Below are 20,281 nucleotides of genomic sequence, written 5' to 3'. Positions count from 1 at the left end.
GCCGATCCGTCGCGACGAAGGGCCGTCGTCGCGGGAGCGCGCAATACATGGTTCATCGCCGGCGCCCGCATTGCATGCTTCAGACGTTTTTTGGCCGACGAGGCATGCGAGCGTCGCGTTCGTTGATAGCCTTTCGGGGATTATTTTTTATTCGATCGTCGATCGACGTTTGCCCGCGTGTGTCGAGCGTGCTGAAAATTGCGTTCAGCCAGCGACGCTCGACCACGGTGCGCACGAGGGCGCATGCCGTCGCCGGAGCAGCGGCGGGCGAGGGTAGACGTCGTCGAGCGACAGCCGGTCTTCGGACGAACGCTGTCGACGAATGCAGGAATTCGAACGATGCTGGGTCGATCGCTTGTCCGGCGCCGGCGACGAATCGTCGCCCTGCGTCCGATGGATCGGGCGGCGCGGTTGCGCGCCGCGCGTCTGCGCTTCGGCGGCGCACGCTTCAGGAGACAGGCTCGCGCGACACGCGCAGCGAAGCCGCCGCCGCAAACGAGTGGCCATCGCCACATTGCCCTTTCGAGCACGCTTTCTTCATTGGTTCGCTAATCTAATATTCTTACTTGAGCTGGGCGGTTCTATGTTCGAAGGCTTGTCCATTTGTTCGTTTAACGAAATTCTGAGCGCGACTTGCAAAAAGAGCCTCTTTGAGCAGACGGCGTACCACGTTCGTCAACTGGGCTTCAAGAACTTCGCGTACCGGCATCAGATCGCGGGGATGTCGTCGAGCCGCTGCACGCTCGACGGCTTTCCCGCCGAGTGGCGCCTGCGATACGACTCCGCCGACTACCTGTCGATCGATCCCGTGGTCCAGCATTGCCGATGCCGGACCGTGCCGCTGATCTGGAGCGACGACCTCTACACGACCGGCCGCGCGAAGATCATGCGCGACGAAGCGAAGTCGTACGGTCTCGTCTACGGGCTCAGTTGCCCGGTTCACGACCGCGGCGGCACGATCAGCATGCTCAGCATGGCGACCGACGCTCCTTTCGAGCGCGACACGATCGACGTACTGAGATTGCTGAGCCTGTCGCAGCTGCTCGCGAGCTTCGTGCACGCGGCGATGCAGGAACTGCTCGACTGCCGGCTCAGGCGGCAAGGCTCGTGCGATCTGACGGCGCGCGAGCGGGAATCGCTGCAATGGGCGGGACGCGGCAAGACGGCCTGGGAAATCTCGAAGATTCTCGGCATTTCCGAGCGGACGGTCGTGTTCCATCTGTCGAACGCCGCACGCAAGATCGGCGCGAACAATCGCGCGCAGGCGGTCGTCATCGCATCGGCGCGCGGATTGATCTGACGTTGCGCGCCGGCGGGCGGCATGGGCGCGCGATCGCGGCGCGCGTCGTGTGCCCGCATCGCCGATGGACCAAGTATCCGGATCGCCATGGCGGACGCAAACGCCGCGGCGTGCGAGGATGCCGCGCGGCCGCGCGCTGACCCGTTTGCAGCGCTTCCAGCGCTATATCGCCCGCCGCGATTTACTTTGCGAAATCGCTTCGTAGACCGTCCCCCTGGGCGGTCCTATCATCGATCGAAGTTCATTCCCCAAACGAAGCAGCCGCACCGCCGCGCGAGCGCGGGCGGCTTCGCCCGCCCGCCGACATCGCTCGTTCCGGCATCCTGAAGAGAGTCCCTCCTATGTCGTCTCGCCTTTTTCTCGCGCGCATCGTCCGGCGCGTTTCGCGCGCTTTGGCCGCGGCGCTCGCGAGCGCCGCGTTCGTCGCGCCGCTCGCGCATGCCGATTCCGCGCCGCTCAAGATCGGCATCGCGACGAGCCCGCAGATCGAAGCGCTGAAGGTCGCCGCGAAGGAGGCGAAGGCGCAGGGGCTCGATGTGAGGATCATCGAGTTCACCGACTGGAACACGCCGAACGCCGCGCTCGCGAACAGGGACATCGACGTCAACTACTTCCAGCACATCCCGTTCCTCGAGAATGCGAAGCAGCAGGGCGGCTACGACTTCGTCCCGATCGCGCCAGGCACGATCATGAAGATCGGCCTCTATTCGAAGAAGATCAAGCGCTTCGATCAACTGAAGGACGGCGCGACGGTCGCGATCGCAAACGATCCCGTCAACGGCGGCCGCGGCCTGTTGCTGCTGCAGCGTGCGGGGCTCGTCAAGCTGAAGCCGGGCGCCGATTACCGCGCGACGACGCGCGACATCGTTGCGAATCCGAAGCATCTGAAGATCGTGCCGCTCGAAGCGTCGCAGCTCGCGCGCGCGCTCGACGACGTCGATCTCGCGCAGGGCTATCCGAGCTTCATCAAGCTCGCGGGCACGGCCGATCCGAACGGCGCGCTGCTGTTCGACGGCGTCGAGAACAAGCAGTTCGCGCTGCAATGGGTCGTGCGGCCGGAGAGCGTCGACGATCCGCGCATTCGGAAGTTCATCTCGATCTACCAGCGCTCGCCGGCGGTCCGCAAGGCGCTCGACAACGCATTCGGCTCGCTGTACGCGGTCGCGTGGTGACGCGGGAGCACGTGCGATGGCGAACAAGAAGATCCTGCTGAACGCGTTCAACATGAATTGCGTCGGCCACATCAACCACGGCTTGTGGACGCATCCGCGCGACCGCTCCGCACATTACACCGATCTCGACTACTGGGCCGATCTCGCGCGCACGCTCGAGCGCGGCAAGTTCGACGGGATCTTTCTCGCCGACATCGTCGGCGTCTACGACGTCTATGGCGGCAGCCCCGACGTCGCGCTGCGCGAAGCGGTGCAGGTGCCCGTCAACGATCCGCTGCTGCTCGTGCCGGCAATGGCGCAGGTGACGCGGCACCTCGGCTTCGGCGTGACCGCGAATCTCACGTACGAGCCGCCGTATCTGTTCGCGCGGCGAATGTCGACGCTCGATCATCTGACGAAAGGGCGCGTCGGCTGGAACATCGTCACCGGCTATCTCGACAGCGCCGCGCGCGGCATGGGCCTCGCGAAGCAGATCGGGCACGACGATCGCTACGCACGTGCGGACGACTACATGGATGTCGTCTACAAGCTGTGGGAGCGGAGCTGGGACGACGACGCGGTGCTCCGCGACCGCGACGCGCGCGTGTTCGCGCAGCCGGACAAGGTGCGGCGCGTGCGCCACGACGGGCCGTATTACTCGGTCGACGCGGTCCATCTGAGCGAGCCGTCGCCGCAGCGCACGCCGGTGCTCTATCAGGCCGGATCGTCGGCGCGCGGCGTCGAGTTCGCCGCGCAGCACGCCGAGTGCGTGTTCGTGAACGGGCAGAGCAAGGCCGCCGCGCGCTCGGCGGTGACGGACATTCGCGCGGCCGCCGCGCGGATCGGCCGCGATCCGGAGTCGATCAAGATCTTCGCGGGCATCACGGTCGTGACGGCCGAGAGCGAGCGGCTCGCGCGCGAGAAGTTCGACGAGTACCGGCGCTACGCGAATCCGGAAGCGGGGCTCGCGCATTTCGCGAGCTCGACCGGCATCGATTTCGCGCGCTTCGGCCTTGACGAGCCGATCGCGCACGTGAAGACCGATTCGATCCAGTCGGCCGTCGACGCGATCTCGAAGAAAAGCACGTCGGGCGCGTGGACCGTGCGGCGCATGCTCGAGCAGATGTCGATCGGCGGGCGCTATCACCCGGTCGTCGGCTCGCCGTCGCAAGTCGCGGACGAGCTTGCGGCGTGGATCGACGAAACGGGCGTCGACGGCTTCAACGTCACGCGCACGGTGATGCCCGAGTCGTTCGAGGATTTCGTCGACTGGGTCGTGCCGGAATTGCAGAATCGCGGACTTTATAAGGAGGACTACGATTGCGCGCCGACGCTGCGCGCGAAGCTCTTCGGCGGAAGCGGGCGGCTGCCCGACTGGCATGCGGGCGCGCGGCACCGGTTCGGCCGCGTGCGCGAAGCCGAGCAGGCGTGAGAAGGCGACGAGGCGATCCGATGGCGCAACTACTCGATTCCCTGGGTTTCATCGAACGCTCGACGGCTGCCCGGCGGGAAGCCGGCGCGGCCGTGCGCGACGCGGCGACTGCATCCGCGGCCGGCGCGGCCGTGTCGTTCGAGCACGCGAGCAAGGTGTTCAACGGTCCGCGCGGCCCGTCGGCCGCGCTGCGCGACGTGACGCTCGACGTCGCGCGAGGCGGCGTGTTCGGCGTGATCGGCCGCAGCGGCGCAGGCAAGTCGACGCTGCTGCGGCTCGTCAACGGGCTCGAACGGCCGTCGTCGGGTGCGGTGCGCGTGAACGGCGTCGACGTCGGCGCGCTCGACGCGCGCGGACTCGTCGCGCTGCGTCGCCGGATCGGCATGGTGTTCCAGCATTTCAATTTGCTGTCCGCGAAGACGGTCGCAGACAACATCGGATTGCCGCTGAAGATCGCCGGCGTGCCGAAGGCCGAGCGTGCGCGCAAGGTCGACGCGCTGCTCGATCTCGTCGGTCTCGCCGCGAAGCGCGATGCGTATCCGGCGAGCCTGTCGGGCGGGCAGAAGCAGCGCGTCGGGATCGCGCGCGCGCTCGTCCACGATCCGGATTTGCTGCTGTGCGACGAAGCGACGTCCGCGCTCGATCCGGAGACGACGCAGTCGATTCTCGCGCTGCTTGCCGACATCAATCGCCGGCTCGGCCTCACGATCGTGCTGATTACGCACGAAATGGAAGTGATCCGCGCGGTGTGCGACACGGTGGCCGTCGTCGAGCATGGCGAGATCGTCGAGACGGGGCCCGTGTGGCGCGTATTCGGCGATCCGCGGCACGGCGCGACGCGCGCGCTGTTGCGCACGCTCGTCCATGACTTGCCGGCCGATCTCGCGGCGCGCTTGCGGCCGCTCGACGGCGGCACGCCGCTGCCGCGCGGCGCGCAGTTGCTGCTCGACGTTCGCTACACCGGCGCGGACGACGGCGAGCCGGATCTCGGCGCGCTGACGCGCGCGCTTGCGCTCGATGCGGGCGACGCGGTGCGTTTCGTGCACGGCGGGCTCGACCGGATTCAGGGGCGCGCGCAGGGGCGGCTCGTGATCGCCGCGTCGCTTGCCGCGCGCGGTGCGGCCGGCCCGGAACGGATCGCAGCCGCGCTCGCCGCCGCGCGCCGGCATGCGAATCGCGTGGAGGTGCTCGGCTATGTCTGAACTGTGGTTTCCCGAACTCGCGGACGCGATCCGCGACACGATCCGGATGGTCGCCGCATCCGCATGCGTCGCGGCGCTCGTCGGCGTGCCGCTCGCACTCGTGCTCGTCACGACCGCGCCGGGCGGCATCTACGAACGGCGCGGCCTGAACGCGGCGCTCGGCGCGCTCGTCAACGCATTCCGCTCGACGCCGTTCATCATCCTGCTCGTCGCGCTGCTGCCGTTCACGCGCCTCCTGATCGGCACGACGATCGGCGTGTGGGCCGCGATCGTGCCGCTGTCGATCGCCGCGATTCCGTTCTTCGCTCGCATCGCCGAGGTGAGCCTGCGCGAAGTCGACAAAGGGCTCGTCGAGGCCGCGCAGGCGATGGGGGCCGAACGGCGTCACATCGTCTGGCACGTGCTGCTGCCGGAAGCGCTGCCCGGGATCGTCGGCGGCTTCACGATCACGGTCGTCGCGCTGATCGGCTCGACCGCGATGGCGGGCGCGGTCGGCGCGGGCGGGCTCGGCGATCTCGCGATCCGCTACGGCTATCAGCGCTTCGACACGACCGTGATGACGACGGTGATCGTGATCCTGATCGCGCTCGTCACCATCGTGCAATTCACCGGCGATCGCATCGTGCGGCGGCTGACGAAGCGCGCGTGAACGCGATCGGCGAACGAAGGGCTCGCACGATGCCGAAGAACGGATGGCGCGAACAGATGCGCGAGACGGCGCGCAGGACGCGGCGGCGGGCCTCGCGCGAGCGCGGGCCGGACATCGCGTCCGCTTGGCGGGCGTTGCGTCGGCTCCCGAAGAAGCTCACCGTTACGCCTGCGGAGCGATTCGGAGCGTGCGCGCCGCCCGCGTCGTTCAAGGCGCGCCGACGCGGCGCGCGGATGGCGAGCGCCGCGGCTGGCACATGGATTGGGATCGCGACGCGCACGACATGCGCCGTGCGAGCCTGCGCACATGGAACTGACATGAGGGCGCGTGACGATGGCGGTTTTCGGGAAGCGATGCGGCGGCCGCGTCGAGACGGCGACAACGAGACGATGACGATCGCAGTCGGTTCGCAGCACGGTGCGGTTCGAGCCGGCCGGGAAAGCTCGAAGGCTCTGCGGCGCGCAATGCATGAACGTCGCGCTGGCAACCGCGTTGCCGCGACGAGCGAATGTCCGGACAGAAGGGCTTTCGTAAGAAACGTAAGCAATCCTTGTCGCTCGTCGACGCGCATGCTGGCAAAGCGGCGCCGATCCTCCACGCGGCCGCGCGCCGCACATTTCGATGCACGTCGGCGCGGTTGTGTGACGCGACCATGTTCCGATACATATTTGTACATTGATTACAGGTGCCCGGCGCTAGTATTCGACGCACACCACACCGCTAATCGGGCGCTCGATAACAACCGGCGGCGCGGCGCGTGCGGTCGCGTGACATCGCGGCCCGCCGTCGCGTCGACCGACAAGCCCGCCACCTGGGAAGCCTCCGTATGAACGATCCACGAGTCCTGTTTGAACAGACTGCCGAAGCGGACCGAGAGCCGCGCACGCTCGCCGAGCTGATCGCGGCGCTGCGCGCGAGCGCGCCCGAGCGCGATCGAGCGGGCGGCCACGCGGCGCGCGAGAAGCGGTGGATCGCCGACGCCGGCCTGCTGACGCTCGCGGTGCCGCGCGAATTCGGCGGCCAGGAGGCCGGCTGGCCCGTGATCTATCACACGATCCGCGCGCTCGCGCGCGTCGACAGCGCGCTCGCGCACCTGCTCGGTTTTCAATGCTTGCAGATCGTCAGCGTCGACGTGTGGGGCAGCGCCGCGCAGCGCGAGCGCTATCTGCGCGGCACGGTCGAGCACGACTGGTGGTGGGGCAACGCGGTGAACCCGCTCGACGCGCGGCTCGTCGCGCACGCGACGGGCGACGGCGGCTACCGGCTCGACGGCGTCAAGGGCTTCTGCTCGGGCACGCGCGGCTCGCAGCGGATGACGATATCCGCGCACGATCCGGACACGGGCAAGCCGGTGTTCGCCGTCGTGCCGACGGAGCGCGAAGGCATCGTGGTGCGCGACGACTGGGATCCGATCGGCCAGCGGCAGACCGACAGCGGCAGCGTGTCGTTCGACGGCGTGCGCGTCGAGCCCGACGAGGTGCTGCATTGCTCGGAAACGCCGCCGACGCCGCGCGAGACGCTGCGCACGCTCGTGTCCCAGCTCGTGCTGACGAACCTCTTCGTCGGCATCGCGGAAGGCGCGCTCGCCGAGGCGCGCGACTACGTGCAGCGGGCGGGGCGGCCGTGGGTGCATTCGGGCGTCGACCGCGCGGCCGACGATCCGTACACGCTGCAGCGCTTCGGCGACATGCGCGTGCAGGCGGTGAGCGCCGAGGCGCTCGCGGATCGCGCGGCGCGGGCGCTGCAGGCCGCATGGGCGAAGAAGGAAGCGCTGACGGCCGATGCGCGCGCGGACGTCGCGCTCGCGGTGTCGGAGGCGAAGATCGTCGCGCAGCGCGCGGCGCTCGACGTCAGCGAGGCGCTGTTCGACGCCTGCGGCGCGCGTGCGACGGCCGCGCCGCTCGCGCTCGACCGCTTCTGGCGCAATGCGCGCACGCACACGCTGCACGATCCGCTCGACTACCGGCTGCGCGACGTCGGCCGCTATGCACTGACGGGCGTGCTGCCCGAAGCGTCGCTCTATACGTGACGCGGCCGCGCGCATCGCAGGTTCGCGAGCCGCGTGATCTTCCTGTTCATTCGATCGGCTGCCTCGCGAAGCGCGCGGCGAACGTCTCGAATGCGGCGATGTCGGCGCGCGGCGTGCCGATCGCCGCGTCGCTCGAGCCGGCGTCGTCCATCTGAACCGGCTGGCAGTCGATCAGATGCCGCGCATTCGGAAATTTAGACATCCTGGGCAATCGGTAGCGCAGCCGGAACAGTCGCGGCAGCATGCCGCGCGGCTTGCGCAGATCGTCGACCTGCTGCACCGACGCATCGAACCAGAAGCGCGACCACGCAGCCTGCTTCTCGCCGCGCGGCGCGGCGATGAACTCGGTCAGCACGAGCAGGATGTACGGGATGTCGCGTTGCGCGAGCGTCGGCCATGCCCATAGCTTCAGCACGTCCGCATGCTCGATCACGCGCATGAAGCGCGCGATCCCGAACGCGGACGCCGTCTGCCGGATCGTGTGCAGATGCCGCTGCCATTGGCGGAAGAAGGTTGCGCGCTGCCGCCGGCCGTGCTCGTCGAGCGGCGGGCCGACATGGACGGCGAGCGGGTTCGGCAGCGCGTCGTTGACGAGCGGGCAGCGCGCGAATTCGCCCGCCAGATGGACGAAGCGGCGCGCGTGCGAGCGGTCGCGCAACTGCACGACGTAGAGCGCTTCCAGACAGAGCGGGCAGCGCGCCCACCCGCGCGGGACGGGTTCCGCACGACAGAGTTCGTCGACGTGGATCAGTCGATCCTCCACCGGGTGCAGCGCGTATTCGAGCATCGGCCGTGCTTTCATGTCGGTGCCGGTCCGGTCCCGGACGGCGCGGCGCGCATGCGCCGGCGCCACGTGCGGGCCGTGAGATCAACGAAGTCAACCAAGATCGATATCCCGAATCAGACACGCGGCGTGTGACACGTTGATGTGCAGTCCGTGACGTTTTGCGGTTCTTGTCTCGGCAGATGTCGCGGCGGCCGGATGGCCCGACGGCTCGACGGCTGGGCGTCGCGCGCTGCCGCGGCTGTCATCGCGCAACGCCCAGCGACACGCGCAGCCCGTCCATGATGCGTTGATAGCGCGCCCTCACTTCGTCCCGCGACGCGACGTTCGCGCTCGAGAAGCGCGCCGACCAGGCTGGATCCCAATGATAGGTGCAGTGACCGATGCGGTCGCCGTCGGGGCTCGCGATCGTCGACTTGATCCGCGCGTCCTGCCCGGCGCCGGAATGCGTGTCGAACAGCGCGTCGAGGTACGCCTGATAGGCGCGATAGACGTCGTCGTCGAACAGGTGACGATAGATGTGGATCGTCCGGTCGAGCTCGCGTTTCGTGCGGATCACGTCGTCGGGCGAGATGTCCTTCCACGGGCCGACCCACGTGTAGAAGCACAGCAGGCGGTTGAGGAGCGGCGCGACCGCGTCATAGACGGCGAGCCGCTTTTCGATCAGCTTCTGGTTCGTCCACTGGACGAGTTCGAGCTGCTTGAGCCGATGACTGAGGAGCCAGCCGAACGCGGCGACGGAAAGCGGTGTGAGGACGTCGGCGGCGAGCTTGACGATCTCCAGCGAATTCCACGGATGGTCCGGCGTCGGCATGCGCGCTCCTCGTCGAAAAATCCCAATTTAGCATCGACGACGGCGACCGCGGCGTGACGAACGCGTCACGCAGCCCGTTCGTACAGCGTCCGCACGTACTGCAGATGCCGCTCGGCCGCGGCGCGCGCGCGTTCGGGATCCTTCGCGGCGATCGCTTCGTAGATTTCGGTGTGCTGCTCGAGGAGCGCGCGCTCCATCATGTCCGCATGGTTCACGAGCCGGTGCGACTTGTGCATCGATTCCTGCAGCAGCCCGTGGATGCCGTGCATCACGTGGATCAGCGCGACGTTGTGCGTCGCGTCGGCGATCGCGAGGTGGAAGTTCGCATCGACCTCGGCGAGCCGGCCGGGCTCGTGCTTCAGCGACAGGCCCGCGAGCGAGTCGAACGCGTTCTTGATCTTCGCGAGATCGCCGGGCGTCGCGCGCTCGGCCGCATAGGCGGTCGAGATCGTCTCGAGGCCGTGCCGCAGCTCGAGCACGTCGTGGCTCGCTTCGGGGTCCTGCAGCAGCAGATCGGCGAGCGGGTTCGACACGACGGGCGCCGTGATGTCCGCGACGACGAAGCCGCCGCGCCCGACCGAGCCGATGAAGCCGTCCGCTTCGAGCCGCACGAGCGCCTCGCGCAGCGACGGGCGCGACACGTTCAGCTGCGCGGCGAGCTCGCGTTCGGTCGGCAGCTTCTGGCCGGGCAGCAGCTTGCCGGCCGAGATGAGCGACTTGATCTGGTCGGACACCACGTCGGACAGGCGCACGCGGGTATAGGACTCGACAGGCTGAAACGTCATGCACGGGCCTTCTGGACGGTTGGGGTGCGCGGGCGCCGGCCCTTGCGGCCGGGCGCTCGCCGCGCGTCGGCCGACCTGCGCCGGGGCGTTCGGCGGCCGCGCGGAATTATACCCGCCGGGGCGCCGACGGCCGTCCGAGGCAATGCCGGCGCGGGTTTCGGCGCGATCGGCAACATTCGGATCGGCGTTTTCCCTGATGGCCGCGACATTGACAGCCGGTCGCCATCTCACTATCTTGGCCAGCGTGGTCAGACCAACATGACCAAGTATAGGTCATCGAAGCCAGCCGCGCGCGATCGCGCGGCGATCCGTTGAAGCGAAGAAACGGCCGCGACGAGCGGCCGGGATGAAACACATGGACCAATCCCCGCAGACCGCCGGCTCGTCCGGCGGCGCCCGCGAGACGCCGCGTGTCGGACTGTTCGTCACGTGCCTCGCGAATCTCTTTCGGCCGAGCGCCGCGCTCGCCGCCGTGCAATTGCTCGAGGCGGCCGGCTGCACGGTCGACGCGCCGCGCGCGCAGACCTGCTGCGGCCAGCCGGCGCTGAACAGCGGCGATTTCGACGACGTGCGCCGCATCGCGCGCCGCATGATCGACGTGTTCGAAGGCTACGACTACGTCGTCGCGCCGTCCGGCTCGTGCATCCGCACGCTGCGCCACGACTACCCGGACCTGCTCGCGAACGATCCCGCCTGGAAGCCGCGCGCCGAGCGGCTCGCCGCGCGCGCGCACGAGCTGACGAGCTTCCTGACCGACGTGCTCGGCTGGGCGGGCCCCGAGCACGTCGCGGTGCCGGACTGCACGCTGACCTATCACGATACCTGCTCGGGCCTGCGCGGCCTCGGCATCAAGGCGCAGCCGCGCGTGCTGCTGTCGCGCGTCGAGGGCGTCGCGCTGAAGGAAATGAAGGATGCCGAAGTCTGCTGCGGCTTCGGCGGCACGTTTTGCGTGAAGTATCCGGAGATCTCGACGAAGATCGTTTCCGACAAGACCGCGAACGTCGCCGCGAGCGGCGCGACCGTGCTCGCGGGCGGCGACCTCGGCTGTCTGATGAACATCGGCGGACGGCTGAAGCGCGAAGGGAGCCCGGTGCGCGTCTATCACGTCGCCGAAGTGCTGACCGGGATGAATGTCGAGCCGATCTGCGGGGAGGGCGAATGAGCGCGCAACCTTCCGCGACGACGACGTTCAAGGCGCGCGCGAGCGCCGCGCTGCACGATGCGCAGCTCCAGGAAGCGCTCGGGATGCTCGGCGAAGGCTGGATCGAGAAGCGGCGGCGCGTCGTGTCGCTGCTGCCGGAGTTCGAACTGCTGCGCGAGCGCGCGAAGGCGGTGAAGGACCACGTGCTCGCGAATCTCGACACATATCTCGAACGCTATGAAGCGGCCGTCACGCGCGCGGGCGGTGTCGTCCACTGGGCGAACGACGCGGCCGGCGCGCGCGAGATCGTGCTGAAGATCTGCCGCGACGCGAACGCGAAGACCATCACGCGCGGCAAGTCGATGGTCGGCGAGGAGATCGGGCTGCCCGCCGCGCTCGAGGGCGCGGGGATGGAGGTCGTCGAAACCGATCTCGGCGAATACATCGTGCAGCTCGCGCACGAAGGGCCGAGCCACATCGTGTTCCCGGCGCTGCACAAGACGATCGGTCAGGTTACCGAACTGTTCGCCGAGCATCACTCGGCCGCGCAATACGACGGCCCGCGCGAGACCGTCGCGGATGTCGTCGGCGAGGCGCGCAAGGTGCTGCGCGACAAGTTCTTCGTCGCCGACGTCGGCATCACGGGCGCGAACTATCTCGTCGCCGAGACGGGCTCGAACGTGATCTGCACGAACGAAGGCAACGGCGATCTCACGTCGACGCTGTCGCGCGTGCACATCGTGACGGCGGGCATCGAACGCGTCGTGCCGACGCTCGACGATGTCGCGCTGTTCGTGCGCCTGCTCGGCCGCAGCGCGACGGGGCAGGAGATCACGTCGTACACGACGTTCAGCACGGGCCCGAAGCGCGGCGACGATCTCGACGGGCCGCGCGAGTATCACGTCGTGCTCGTCGACAACGGCCGCACGCGGATGCTCGCGGGCGAGTTCCGCGACATGCTCCGCTGCATCAGATGCGGCGCGTGCATGAACCATTGCCCGGTGTACGGCGCGGTCGGCGGGCATGCATACGGCTGGGTCTATCCGGGGCCGATGGGCGCCGTCCTCACGCCGCTCCTGCAAGGCATCGAACACGACACCGATCTGCCGAACGCGTGCACGCTGAACGGGCGCTGCGCGGCAGTGTGTCCGGTGAAGATTCCGCTGCCGACGCTGCTCAAGAAGCTGCGCGGGATGCAGTTCGACGCGCGGCTCACCGCGCCCGGCACGCGCTTCCTGCTGCGCGCGTTCGGCGCGGTCGCGCGGCGGCCGGCACTGTATCACTGGCTGACGCGCGTCGGCGCGCGCGTGCTGCGCGGCCTCGGCGGCAAGCGCGGCAGCATCGCGAGCGTACCGTTCGCCTCCGGCTGGACCGATTCGCGCGAATTGCCGAAACCGCCGCCGCGCACGTTCTTCGAGACGTGGGACGCGACGCGCACGAACCAACCGGAGGTGCGTCGATGAGCGCGCGCGACGACATTCTCGGCCGTATCCGCGCGGCGCTCGGCAGCGAGCGCGCGCAGCTTGCCGCGCAGTTTCCGGCGCCGGCGCAAGCGAAGGGCGCGGGTGCGTCCGCGGCGCCGAATGCGAATGCCGCGTTCGCCCCGGACGCCTCGCTTTCCACCGCGTCTTCCGCCGCGCGGGGCTCGGCGATTTCGCTCGGCGACGTCGATCTCGTCGCGCGCTTCGTCGCGAAGGCGCAGCAGGTGTCGGCGACGTGCACGCGTATCGCGACGGCCGCCGGCGCGCCCGCAGCCGTCGATGCCTATCTGCGCGACGTGGGCCTGGCCGGTGCGCCGCTCGTCGTCGCGGCGGCGCTCGAGGCGCTGCCGTGGCGCACGCACGGCGCGCTGCCCGGCGTCGACCTGCGGCGCGACGGGCTCGTCAGCGTGACGCCGTCGTTCGCGGCGATCGCGGAGACGGGCAGCGTCATGTGCCTGTCGTCGACGGCGACGCCGACGTCGCTCAACTTCGTCGCCGCGACGCACGTCGTGCTCGTGAATCGCAGTGCGATCGTCGCGACGATGGAGGACGCATGGGTGCGCGTGCGCGCGTCGGTCCCGGCGTTGCCGCGCGCGGTCAACGTGATCACGGGGCCGTCGCGCACCGCCGACGTCGAGCAGACCGTTCAGGTCGGCGTGCACGGGCCGCAGCGGGTTCTCGTGCTGATTTGCGACGACGCGTGAAAGCCGGCGCGGGTGGGGCGTCCGGTGCGCGCTGCGTTCGAACGCGGCGTGCTCGATGGATGGCGCCGCGTCGTGTCGCGCATCGCATCGCATCGCGGGCCGATCATCGCCATGCTCGTCGCAATGTTGGCCGAAGCACGACGCGATCATGCAAAGACGTACGGCATGCTGATCGCCGCACGGTGCCGCCGCGATATCTCGAATGCGGCGCAGTGAGGCATCGAAGCATGAAAAGCGATGCGAAGCGGAAAGCCGGATGCAGCAACCCGGCGATCCAGCGACGTTGAATCCCCCCGACACCCAGAAGCAGGCGACGCGCGCCAACTCCGCGCATCGCACCGAAATCAAAGCGCCGGCACCGACCGGCGCATCGATTCGAACGGCCGCGAGGCCGTCGCCCGATTCAGATTCATTCATGGAAGGAGACACCCGTGCAGGTTTGGAACCAGGTCTATCTGCCGCTCGGCGGCGTCGGCTGGTCGGCGCTCGCAGCCGGCGCGCCGATCATTCTTTTCTTCGTGTCGCTCGCCGTGCTGCGGCTCAAGGGACACGTCGCGGGCGCGCTGACGCTCGCGCTTTCGCTCGTCATCGCGATTGCCGTCTACGGGATGCCCGCCGAGCGCGCGTTCGCATCGGCGGCTTACGGCTTCGCGTACGGCCTTTGGCCGATCGCATGGATCATCGTCACCGCGGTGTTCCTCTACAAGATCGTCGTGAAGAGCGGCCAGTTCGACGTCATCCGCAGCTCGATCGTGTCGCTGACCGACGATCAGCGCTTGCAGATGCTGCTGATCGGCTTTTCGTTCGGCGCGTTCCTCGAAGGCGCGGCGGGCTTCGGCGCGCCGGTCGCGATCACGGCCGCGCTGCTCGTCGGCCTCGGCTTCAATCCGCTCTACGCGGCGGGCCTCTGCCTGATCGCGGACACCGCGCCCGTCGCGTTCGGCGCGCTCGGGATTCCGGTGATCGTCGCGGGGCAGGTATCGGGCCTCGATCCGATGGCGGTCGGCGCGATGGCGGGGCGCCAGTTGCCGTTCCTGTCGTTCTTCCTGCCGTTCTGGCTCGTGTTCGTGATGGACGGCGTGAAGGGCGTGCGCGAAACGTGGCCCGCCGCGCTCGTCGCGGGCGGCAGCTTCTCGCTCGTGCAGTTCTTCACGTCGAACTACATCGGGCCCGAGCTGCCCGACGTGACGTCGGCGCTCGCGAGCCTCGTCGCGCTCGCGTCGTTCCTGAAGGTGTGGCAGCCGAAGCGCGCGCGCGAGGCCGCGGGCGCGAGCATGGTCGCCGCGGCGGGCGGCGGCACGCTCGCGTTGGGCGGCATGCCGGGCGGCCTGGGCGGCGCGCGCACGATGGGCGGCCGGCAGCCTTCGCCGTACTCGCTCGCGCAGATCGCGCGCGCGTGGTCGCCGTTCGTCGTGCTGACCGTGATGGTGACGATCTGGAGCATGAAGCCGTTCAAGGCGCTGTTCGCGAAGGGCGGCGCGCTCGCGTTCACGACGCTGCAGTTCCACGTTCCGCATCTCGACAAGCTCACGCAGAAGATGGCGCCCGTCGTCGCGCATCCGACGCCCGTGCCCGCCGTGTTCAACTGGGATCTGCTCGCGGCGACGGGCACCGCGATCCTGCTGTCGGCGATCGTATCGATGGCAATCCTGAACGTTCCGGCGCGCACCGGGCTGCGCACGTTTGTCGAGACGCTGAAGGACCTGAAGCGTCCGGTGCTGTCGATCGGTCTCGTGCTCGCGTTCGCGTTCGTCGAGAATTTTTCGGGGATGTCGACGACGCTCGCGCTGCTGCTCGCGGGCACGGGCGCCGCGTTCCCGTTCTTCTCGCCGTTGCTCGGCTGGATCGGCGTGTTCCTGACGGGCTCCGATACGTCGTCGAACGCGCTGTTCTGCTCGCTGCAGGCGACGACCGCGCAGCAGATCGGCGTGCCGAGCACGCTGCTCGTCGCGGCGAACACGACGGGCGGCGTCGCGGGCAAGATGATTTCGCCGCAGTCGATCGCGGTCGCTTGCGCGGCCGTCGGTCTCGTCGGACACGAAGCGGACCTGTTCCGCTTCACGCTCCGGCACAGCCTGTTCTTCGCGTTGATCGTCGGCGTGATGACCTGCGTGCAGGCGTACTGGCTGACGGGGATGGTCGTGCACTGAACGCGTCGGCGGCGAGCGCGCCGATGCGCTCGCCGCCGTTCGTGACAGCGCGGACTGGCTCGTTGCCGCCCGCGCAAACGCGAGGCGGGCGCGCCCGCGCTGCGGCCCTGTTTTGCGCCGTTTCGTACGAACTGCCGTGTAAAGATTTGCTACAACCTTTTGCTTGGAACGACGGACGAGACCTCCTATTCTGGCGGATTTACGAGATAGCCGCGCCCGGCGCGGCTGCGTCGATTCATCATCAGGAGGTCACGCATGACGCGTTCCGTCGATTCCGGCGTCATTTTTTTCGCACGGCTCCTGCTTGCCGTGCTGTTCCTCTGGGGCGGCGCGATGAAGCTTCTGGGCTACGGCGAGTTCGTCGGTTATCTGAAGGGGCTCGGCGTGCCGTTCACGCAGGTCGCGGCGCCCGCGATCGTCGCGCTCGAAGCGCTCGGCGGCCTGCTGCTCGTCGTCGGGTACAAGGTGAAGCCGCTCGCGCTCGTGCTCGCGTTCTACACGCTCGCCGCCGCGCTCATCGGCCACAATTTCTGGGATGCGACCAATTCGGCTTTGCAGCGCGACATGGTCGTGCATTTCTGGAAGAACGTCGCGATCGCGGGCGGCTTCCTGCTGCTGCATGTGACGGGCGCGGGCGGCGCGAGCATCGACGGCGCGCGGCGGTCGTCGTCTTCATACGGATCGCTGCGCTGAGTCCGCCCGGCGAATGCCGAGCACGAGAGTCGGGCGTCGAGGTTTGGCATCGGGCTTTGAGCAGCGCCCTGCGTCTCATCAGATAAGGCTCTGACGGGGAATCTACGTCGTCGCCTACGACCGTCGATCGGCGGCCGTTCTCGACCGACCCGTCGCGGCGACAGCTGCTCGGCGCTCGCGAACGGCCGACGAAGCGGCGGGGGGCCGCCGTCGTATGCTCGAACTCCTAGCCTCTCGTTTGGTTAGGAGATGCTTCTGGCGTTCGAGCGCGCCAGGCGGCCGGCGACGGATTTACCCGGTCTTGACGGACGAGAGGGATTCCACCGATATCTGGAATCCGCATTCCCCAAGATATGCTTTTACCGACGGCACTTCCTCGTCAGGAACGAAGACAACCGAAATTTGGCTGCAATCGCAACCGCCCCTGATGCCGCACTCTCCCGGAACGGACGACGAAACACCCACGACCTCGTCACGGCTGGGTTGTAATCCGTAAATGAGAGGGAAATTCGCGTTCACGAAGTGCGTCATCATGGAGTCGGCACCGAGTTCGTCGAGTTTCGCCGCGGCCGCTTCGTTCAGTTGCTTGGCTTTGTCGGAGGACCCCCGGGCACCGAACGATATGCTGACGGGCGGTCGTGATCGAATTGGCGAGCTCGATGCGTAGCGTGTATCTGTTGCATATCGGACGGCCTGATCGAAATTTTCCTCCCCCACGACCGAGAGGTGGTGGACGTTGAATGCGTTGTCCTCAAGAGAGTAGCCGCGCTCCCCGGAATAGACGGCGGCCTTGTGTGCGAGCAGCGTGCCCATGGGTAGCAACGAGCCACGTATTTCGGCATTCGTTGAGGGATGGAAAGTAATGAGGCTGCCTGAGCGCGAGCCATGAAAATGAGTGCTACCGTTCGACACATGTCTGAGCCTGTCCAAGCTTTCGGCTTCTTTCTGGCGCATCTTGGCAATATCGAGCGTCAATCCGACCTGCAGCCTTCGCGGGGGTTTCCGCCGCATGCTCTGGAGCTTATCCAAGGAGGCCGCCGTTGGTTGAGATACGGGGTGAGGCTGGTGCTCGATTTGCTGCGTTTCGACCAAAGAGACTTCCGATCCCGTGGTTGAGATGCTTGGCTGGAGCGATGAAATTTTTTGAGGCAGCATGGACGACGTATCCTGATGAACGGGGCAATGGAATCCCAGAAATGAATCTCGCGAATGCTCCATCCGAGTATATGCAGCGACCGGCTCGTCTTCGATCCGCACACGCGAAGTCCTGTATCGACAAGCGAAGACGTCAAAATTGCGCTGATTCTTGCCGACGACGCTATTCGAGGAGACAGGATCGGCTGGCTAGTGCGGCGGCGATGGCCGTCGTCGACGCATGGCGGCGCAGGCCGTGGCGGATGCAAGCGTTGTTCATGTCGGTGTGTGTCTTTCGGTGATCCGGATTGGTCGGGGCGTCGGCGTTCAGGCTTCGAACAGCGCGGCGCCGATGTACGAACCTGTTCGCGCACCCGGCGGGCACGCGAAGATCGCGCTGCCGACGTGCGTCGTGAACTGGTTCATGATGTCGAGCTTCGCGAGCTTTTCGTTGATCGGAATGAAGCCCGTGCGCGGATCGCGCTGGTGCGCGACGAACATCAGCCCCGCGTCGTACTCGGTCTGCTGGCGCCACGGCGGCCAGCGCTCGATGTAGAAGTTCGTGCTGTCGTTGTACGAGTACGCGCGGCGCAGGATCTGCGCGCCGTTGTTCGCTTGCGCGGACGCGAGCCGCGCGTGCGCGTTGTCCGGAATCACCGGATTGCCGTCGGCGTCGATGGCGTCGAGATCGAGCGGATCGGATTCGCTGCGCTTGCCGAGCGGCGCGCCGCTGTACTTGTGGCGGCCGACCACCTGCTCCTGGAAGCCGAGCTCCGTGCCGTCCCAGTGCTCGAGCGTGATGCGGATGCGGCGCACGACCGTGTACGTGCCATCCTTCATCCATGCCGGGCCTTCGTCGCCCGCCCAGACGAACTGCTTCATCGCGGCCGGATCGTCGCGCGGCGGGTTCTGCGTGCCGTCCTTGAAGCCCATCAGGTTGCGCGGCGTTTCGCCGGGCTTGCCCGAGATGAAGCCCGCCTGGCCCCAGCGGATGCTTGCGGCATGCGCGCCGAGGCGCGCGAGCTGGCGCACCGCGTGGAACGCGATTTGCGCGTCGTTCGCGCACGCCTGGATGAAAAGGTCGCCGCCCGTCTTCTCGGGCAGCAACTGGTCGCCGTTGAAGCGCGGCAGATCGACGAGCGCGGCCGGGCGGCGGTGCGCGAGGCCGTAGCGATCCCTGCCGTTCAGCACGAACATGCCCGGCCCGAAGCCGAATGTGATCGTGAGGCCCGCCGCGCCGAGGCCGAGCGCATCGCCCGAATCGACGGGCGGCTTGTCGTCGCCGGCTCCCTCGGCGGCGAGCGGCTGGGCGGTTTCGCCGCGGGCAAGGCGTGCGGCCGCTTCGGTCCAGGTCTTCAAGAGCGCGATCAGATCGGCGCGCGTCGCGGCCGTCAGGTCGAACGCCGCGAAATACGCGTGGCTCTGCTGCGGCGTCACGATGCCGCCCTGGTGCGGGCCGTAGAACGGCTCGACGGCATCGTGCGGCGCCGCGCCGGCGGGCGCGGCCTGCGCCGCGTTGGCCGCGGCGGGTACGGCGGGTACGGCGGGTACGGCGGCGGCCGCGAGGCCCGCCGCCATCGCCGCGCCGCCGGCTTTCAGGAAGCCGCGCCGCCGCGCGAGGCGTGAAGGAGAATGGAGATCGTCTGTCATCGGAGCGCTCACTTCGCGAGCATCAGGGTGTTCACGTCGTCCTCGACGTAATAGAAGCCGTCGCCTTCCGGCGTCATCGCGATGCCGAACAGGTCGCCGTTGCCGGGCGGCGATTGCGCCTTGTCGGTGTCGATCCAGCGCGCGTAGAGCTGCTTGCCCGTCGCCGGATCGACTTCGACGACCTGCCCGTTGAGCGCGTTGGTGACGAGCAGATGGCCGTTCGGCGCGGTCGCGAGCGCGAGCGGGCGGCGCAGGAAGCCGTCCGCCGTCACCTGGCGGCCGACGCCCGCGCTCGTGTCGCGCGTGAGCGGATCGTCGATCTCGACGATCCGGTTGCCGATCGCATCCGACACGTACAGCTTGCTGCGGTCGCCCGACAGCGCGAGGCCCGTCGGGCCGACCAGGAACACGCCCTTGTCGGCCTGCGCGCCGAGGCCGCTCGCGACGACCGTCTCTTGCTTCACGACGGGCGGCTTGCCGGCCGGAATCTCGAGATCGAGCCGCAGCACGGTGGCCTGCTTGAACACGGGCGGATCGCCGTTCGCGCCGCCGACGCCGAAGCCCGCGTTGCTGACGAAGAGCGTCGCGCGATCGCCGTCGTCGACGACCGCCACGTTGCCCCACGGATCGTTGATGTTCGGACTCGAGATCGTCGACGCGACCTTGCCTTCGCTGTCGAGCACGATCAGGCAGCCCGCGCCCTTCGTGCCGGTCGTGCCGTCGTTGCTCGGCGTGCTGCCGACGATCACCCAGCCGGATTTCAGCATCGTCATCGCGGTCGACAGGCCGACGCCGCCCGGGCACGCCTTCAGGTCGCGCGGGATCGCGGCGAACACGCTCATCCGCTTCGTCGACGGGCGATAGTCGACGATCGTGCTGCCGGTGCCTTGCAGGTTCGCCGAGTTGTTGAAGTTGTCGACGAGCACGTCGCCTTGATGCACCGCGCCCGACGACACCGGCGCGACGGCGATCGCGTACGGGTTCTGGTCGCCGTTGTCGGGCACCGTGTTGACGAGCGTCGCGTGGCGATGCAGCGTTTCGAGAAAGCCTTGCGGCTCCGCGCGCGCGGCGGCGGCCGCGGCCAGCGCGGCCAGCGCGGCGGCGAATGCGCGCGCGGCGCGGCGCACGCGCGGCGAGGATGGGGACGAAAGCATCGGTGGATCTCCTTGCGGGGGCGGCGGC

The 20,281-nt window shown here is 68.1% G+C and carries 18 protein-coding genes; 12 read left to right on the top strand and 6 right to left on the bottom strand.

Annotation, left to right across the window (positions count from 1 at the left end):
- Window positions 1-595 precede the first annotated feature (595 nt).
- From BG90_RS18490 to BG90_RS18460, 6 genes are all read left to right on the top strand, one after another.
- Entirely contained in the window at window positions 596-1,300 is a 705-nt protein-coding gene (locus BG90_RS18490) for a LuxR family transcriptional regulator (RefSeq protein ID WP_197964314.1), read from the top strand.
- 341 nt (window positions 1,301-1,641) lie between these two features.
- Window positions 1,642-2,472, top strand: a complete 831-nt coding sequence (locus BG90_RS18485; RefSeq protein WP_010117952.1) for a MetQ/NlpA family ABC transporter substrate-binding protein — start codon at window positions 1,642-1,644, stop codon at window positions 2,470-2,472.
- 16 nt (window positions 2,473-2,488) lie between these two features.
- Window positions 2,489-3,883: an LLM class flavin-dependent oxidoreductase gene (locus BG90_RS18480; protein ID WP_010117953.1), complete on the top strand. Its 1,395-nt coding sequence runs from the start codon at window positions 2,489-2,491 to the stop codon at window positions 3,881-3,883.
- Window positions 3,884-3,903: 20 nt separating this feature from the next.
- Window positions 3,904-5,085 (top strand): methionine ABC transporter ATP-binding protein, encoded by a 1,182-nt coding sequence (locus BG90_RS18475; RefSeq protein WP_010117954.1) that lies wholly within the window; start codon window positions 3,904-3,906, stop codon window positions 5,083-5,085.
- Window positions 5,078-5,734, top strand: a complete 657-nt coding sequence (locus BG90_RS18470) for a methionine ABC transporter permease (RefSeq protein WP_010107774.1) — start codon at window positions 5,078-5,080, stop codon at window positions 5,732-5,734. Before BG90_RS18475 ends, BG90_RS18470 begins: the two co-directional genes overlap by 8 nt.
- An 826-nt stretch (window positions 5,735-6,560) precedes the next feature.
- Window positions 6,561-7,763 carry an acyl-CoA dehydrogenase family protein gene (locus BG90_RS18460; protein WP_010117956.1) on the top strand — a complete coding sequence of 401 codons (1,203 nt, stop codon included), beginning with the start codon at window positions 6,561-6,563 and terminating at the stop codon, window positions 7,761-7,763.
- A gap of 46 nt (window positions 7,764-7,809) precedes the next feature.
- Here the strand turns inward: BG90_RS18460 and BG90_RS18455 are convergent, their stop codons facing one another.
- The 3 genes from BG90_RS18455 to BG90_RS18445 form a co-directional block, all read right to left on the bottom strand.
- Entirely contained in the window at window positions 7,810-8,550 is a 741-nt protein-coding gene (locus tag BG90_RS18455; protein WP_025990129.1) for a hypothetical protein, read from the bottom strand.
- A 241-nt stretch (window positions 8,551-8,791) separates the two neighbouring features.
- Window positions 8,792-9,361, bottom strand: coding sequence for a hypothetical protein (locus BG90_RS18450; protein WP_010117957.1), 570 nt, complete (start codon window positions 9,359-9,361; stop codon window positions 8,792-8,794).
- 65 nt (window positions 9,362-9,426) lie between these two features.
- Window positions 9,427-10,146, bottom strand: a complete 720-nt coding sequence (locus BG90_RS18445) for a FadR/GntR family transcriptional regulator (protein ID WP_010107781.1) — start codon at window positions 10,144-10,146, stop codon at window positions 9,427-9,429.
- 355 nt (window positions 10,147-10,501) lie between these two features.
- Between BG90_RS18445 and BG90_RS18440 the strand changes: the two genes are divergently transcribed.
- From BG90_RS18440 to BG90_RS18415, 6 genes are all read left to right on the top strand, one after another.
- Entirely contained in the window at window positions 10,502-11,308 is an 807-nt protein-coding gene (locus tag BG90_RS18440; protein ID WP_010117959.1) for a (Fe-S)-binding protein, read from the top strand.
- Entirely contained in the window at window positions 11,305-12,750 is a 1,446-nt protein-coding gene (locus BG90_RS18435) for a LutB/LldF family L-lactate oxidation iron-sulfur protein (RefSeq protein ID WP_010117960.1), read from the top strand. Before BG90_RS18440 ends, BG90_RS18435 begins: the two co-directional genes overlap by 4 nt.
- A complete protein-coding gene (locus BG90_RS18430) occupies window positions 12,747-13,472 on the top strand; it encodes a LutC/YkgG family protein (protein ID WP_010107787.1) in 726 nt (241 codons plus the stop codon). The genes BG90_RS18435 and BG90_RS18430 overlap by 4 nt, the downstream gene beginning before the upstream one ends.
- Before the next feature lie 72 nt (window positions 13,473-13,544).
- The gene (locus tag BG90_RS18425; protein ID WP_235363852.1) at window positions 13,545-13,688 is read left to right on the top strand and encodes a hypothetical protein; all 144 of its coding nucleotides are present in this window, start codon (window positions 13,545-13,547) and stop codon (window positions 13,686-13,688) included.
- Window positions 13,689-13,903: 215 nt separating this feature from the next.
- Complete coding sequence (locus BG90_RS18420; RefSeq protein ID WP_010117961.1) at window positions 13,904-15,622, top strand: lactate permease LctP family transporter; 1,719 nt, start codon at window positions 13,904-13,906, stop codon at window positions 15,620-15,622.
- Window positions 15,623-15,877: 255 nt separating this feature from the next.
- Window positions 15,878-16,315, top strand: a complete 438-nt coding sequence (locus tag BG90_RS18415) for a DoxX family protein (protein WP_010107891.1) — start codon at window positions 15,878-15,880, stop codon at window positions 16,313-16,315.
- 291 nt (window positions 16,316-16,606) lie between these two features.
- Here BG90_RS18415 and BG90_RS37395 read toward each other — a convergent pair whose 3' ends face one another.
- From BG90_RS37395 to BG90_RS18400, 3 genes are all read right to left on the bottom strand, one after another.
- Window positions 16,607-17,470 carry a hypothetical protein gene (locus BG90_RS37395; protein ID WP_232239097.1) on the bottom strand — a complete coding sequence of 288 codons (864 nt, stop codon included), beginning with the start codon at window positions 17,468-17,470 and terminating at the stop codon, window positions 16,607-16,609.
- Window positions 17,471-17,776: 306 nt separating this feature from the next.
- Window positions 17,777-19,099 carry an iron uptake transporter deferrochelatase/peroxidase subunit gene (efeB, locus tag BG90_RS18405; RefSeq protein WP_045568342.1) on the bottom strand — a complete coding sequence of 441 codons (1,323 nt, stop codon included), beginning with the start codon at window positions 19,097-19,099 and terminating at the stop codon, window positions 17,777-17,779.
- A gap of 8 nt (window positions 19,100-19,107) precedes the next feature.
- Window positions 19,108-20,253, bottom strand: a complete 1,146-nt coding sequence (locus tag BG90_RS18400) for a hypothetical protein (RefSeq protein WP_025990496.1) — start codon at window positions 20,251-20,253, stop codon at window positions 19,108-19,110.
- Window positions 20,254-20,281: the final 28 nt, after the last annotated feature.

It is taken from the genome of Burkholderia oklahomensis C6786 (assembly GCF_000959365.1).
Taxonomy (GTDB): domain Bacteria; phylum Pseudomonadota; class Gammaproteobacteria; order Burkholderiales; family Burkholderiaceae; genus Burkholderia; species Burkholderia oklahomensis.
The sequence above is the reverse complement of the archived record's forward strand: the minus strand, read 5'-3'. Positions and strand labels throughout refer to the sequence as shown.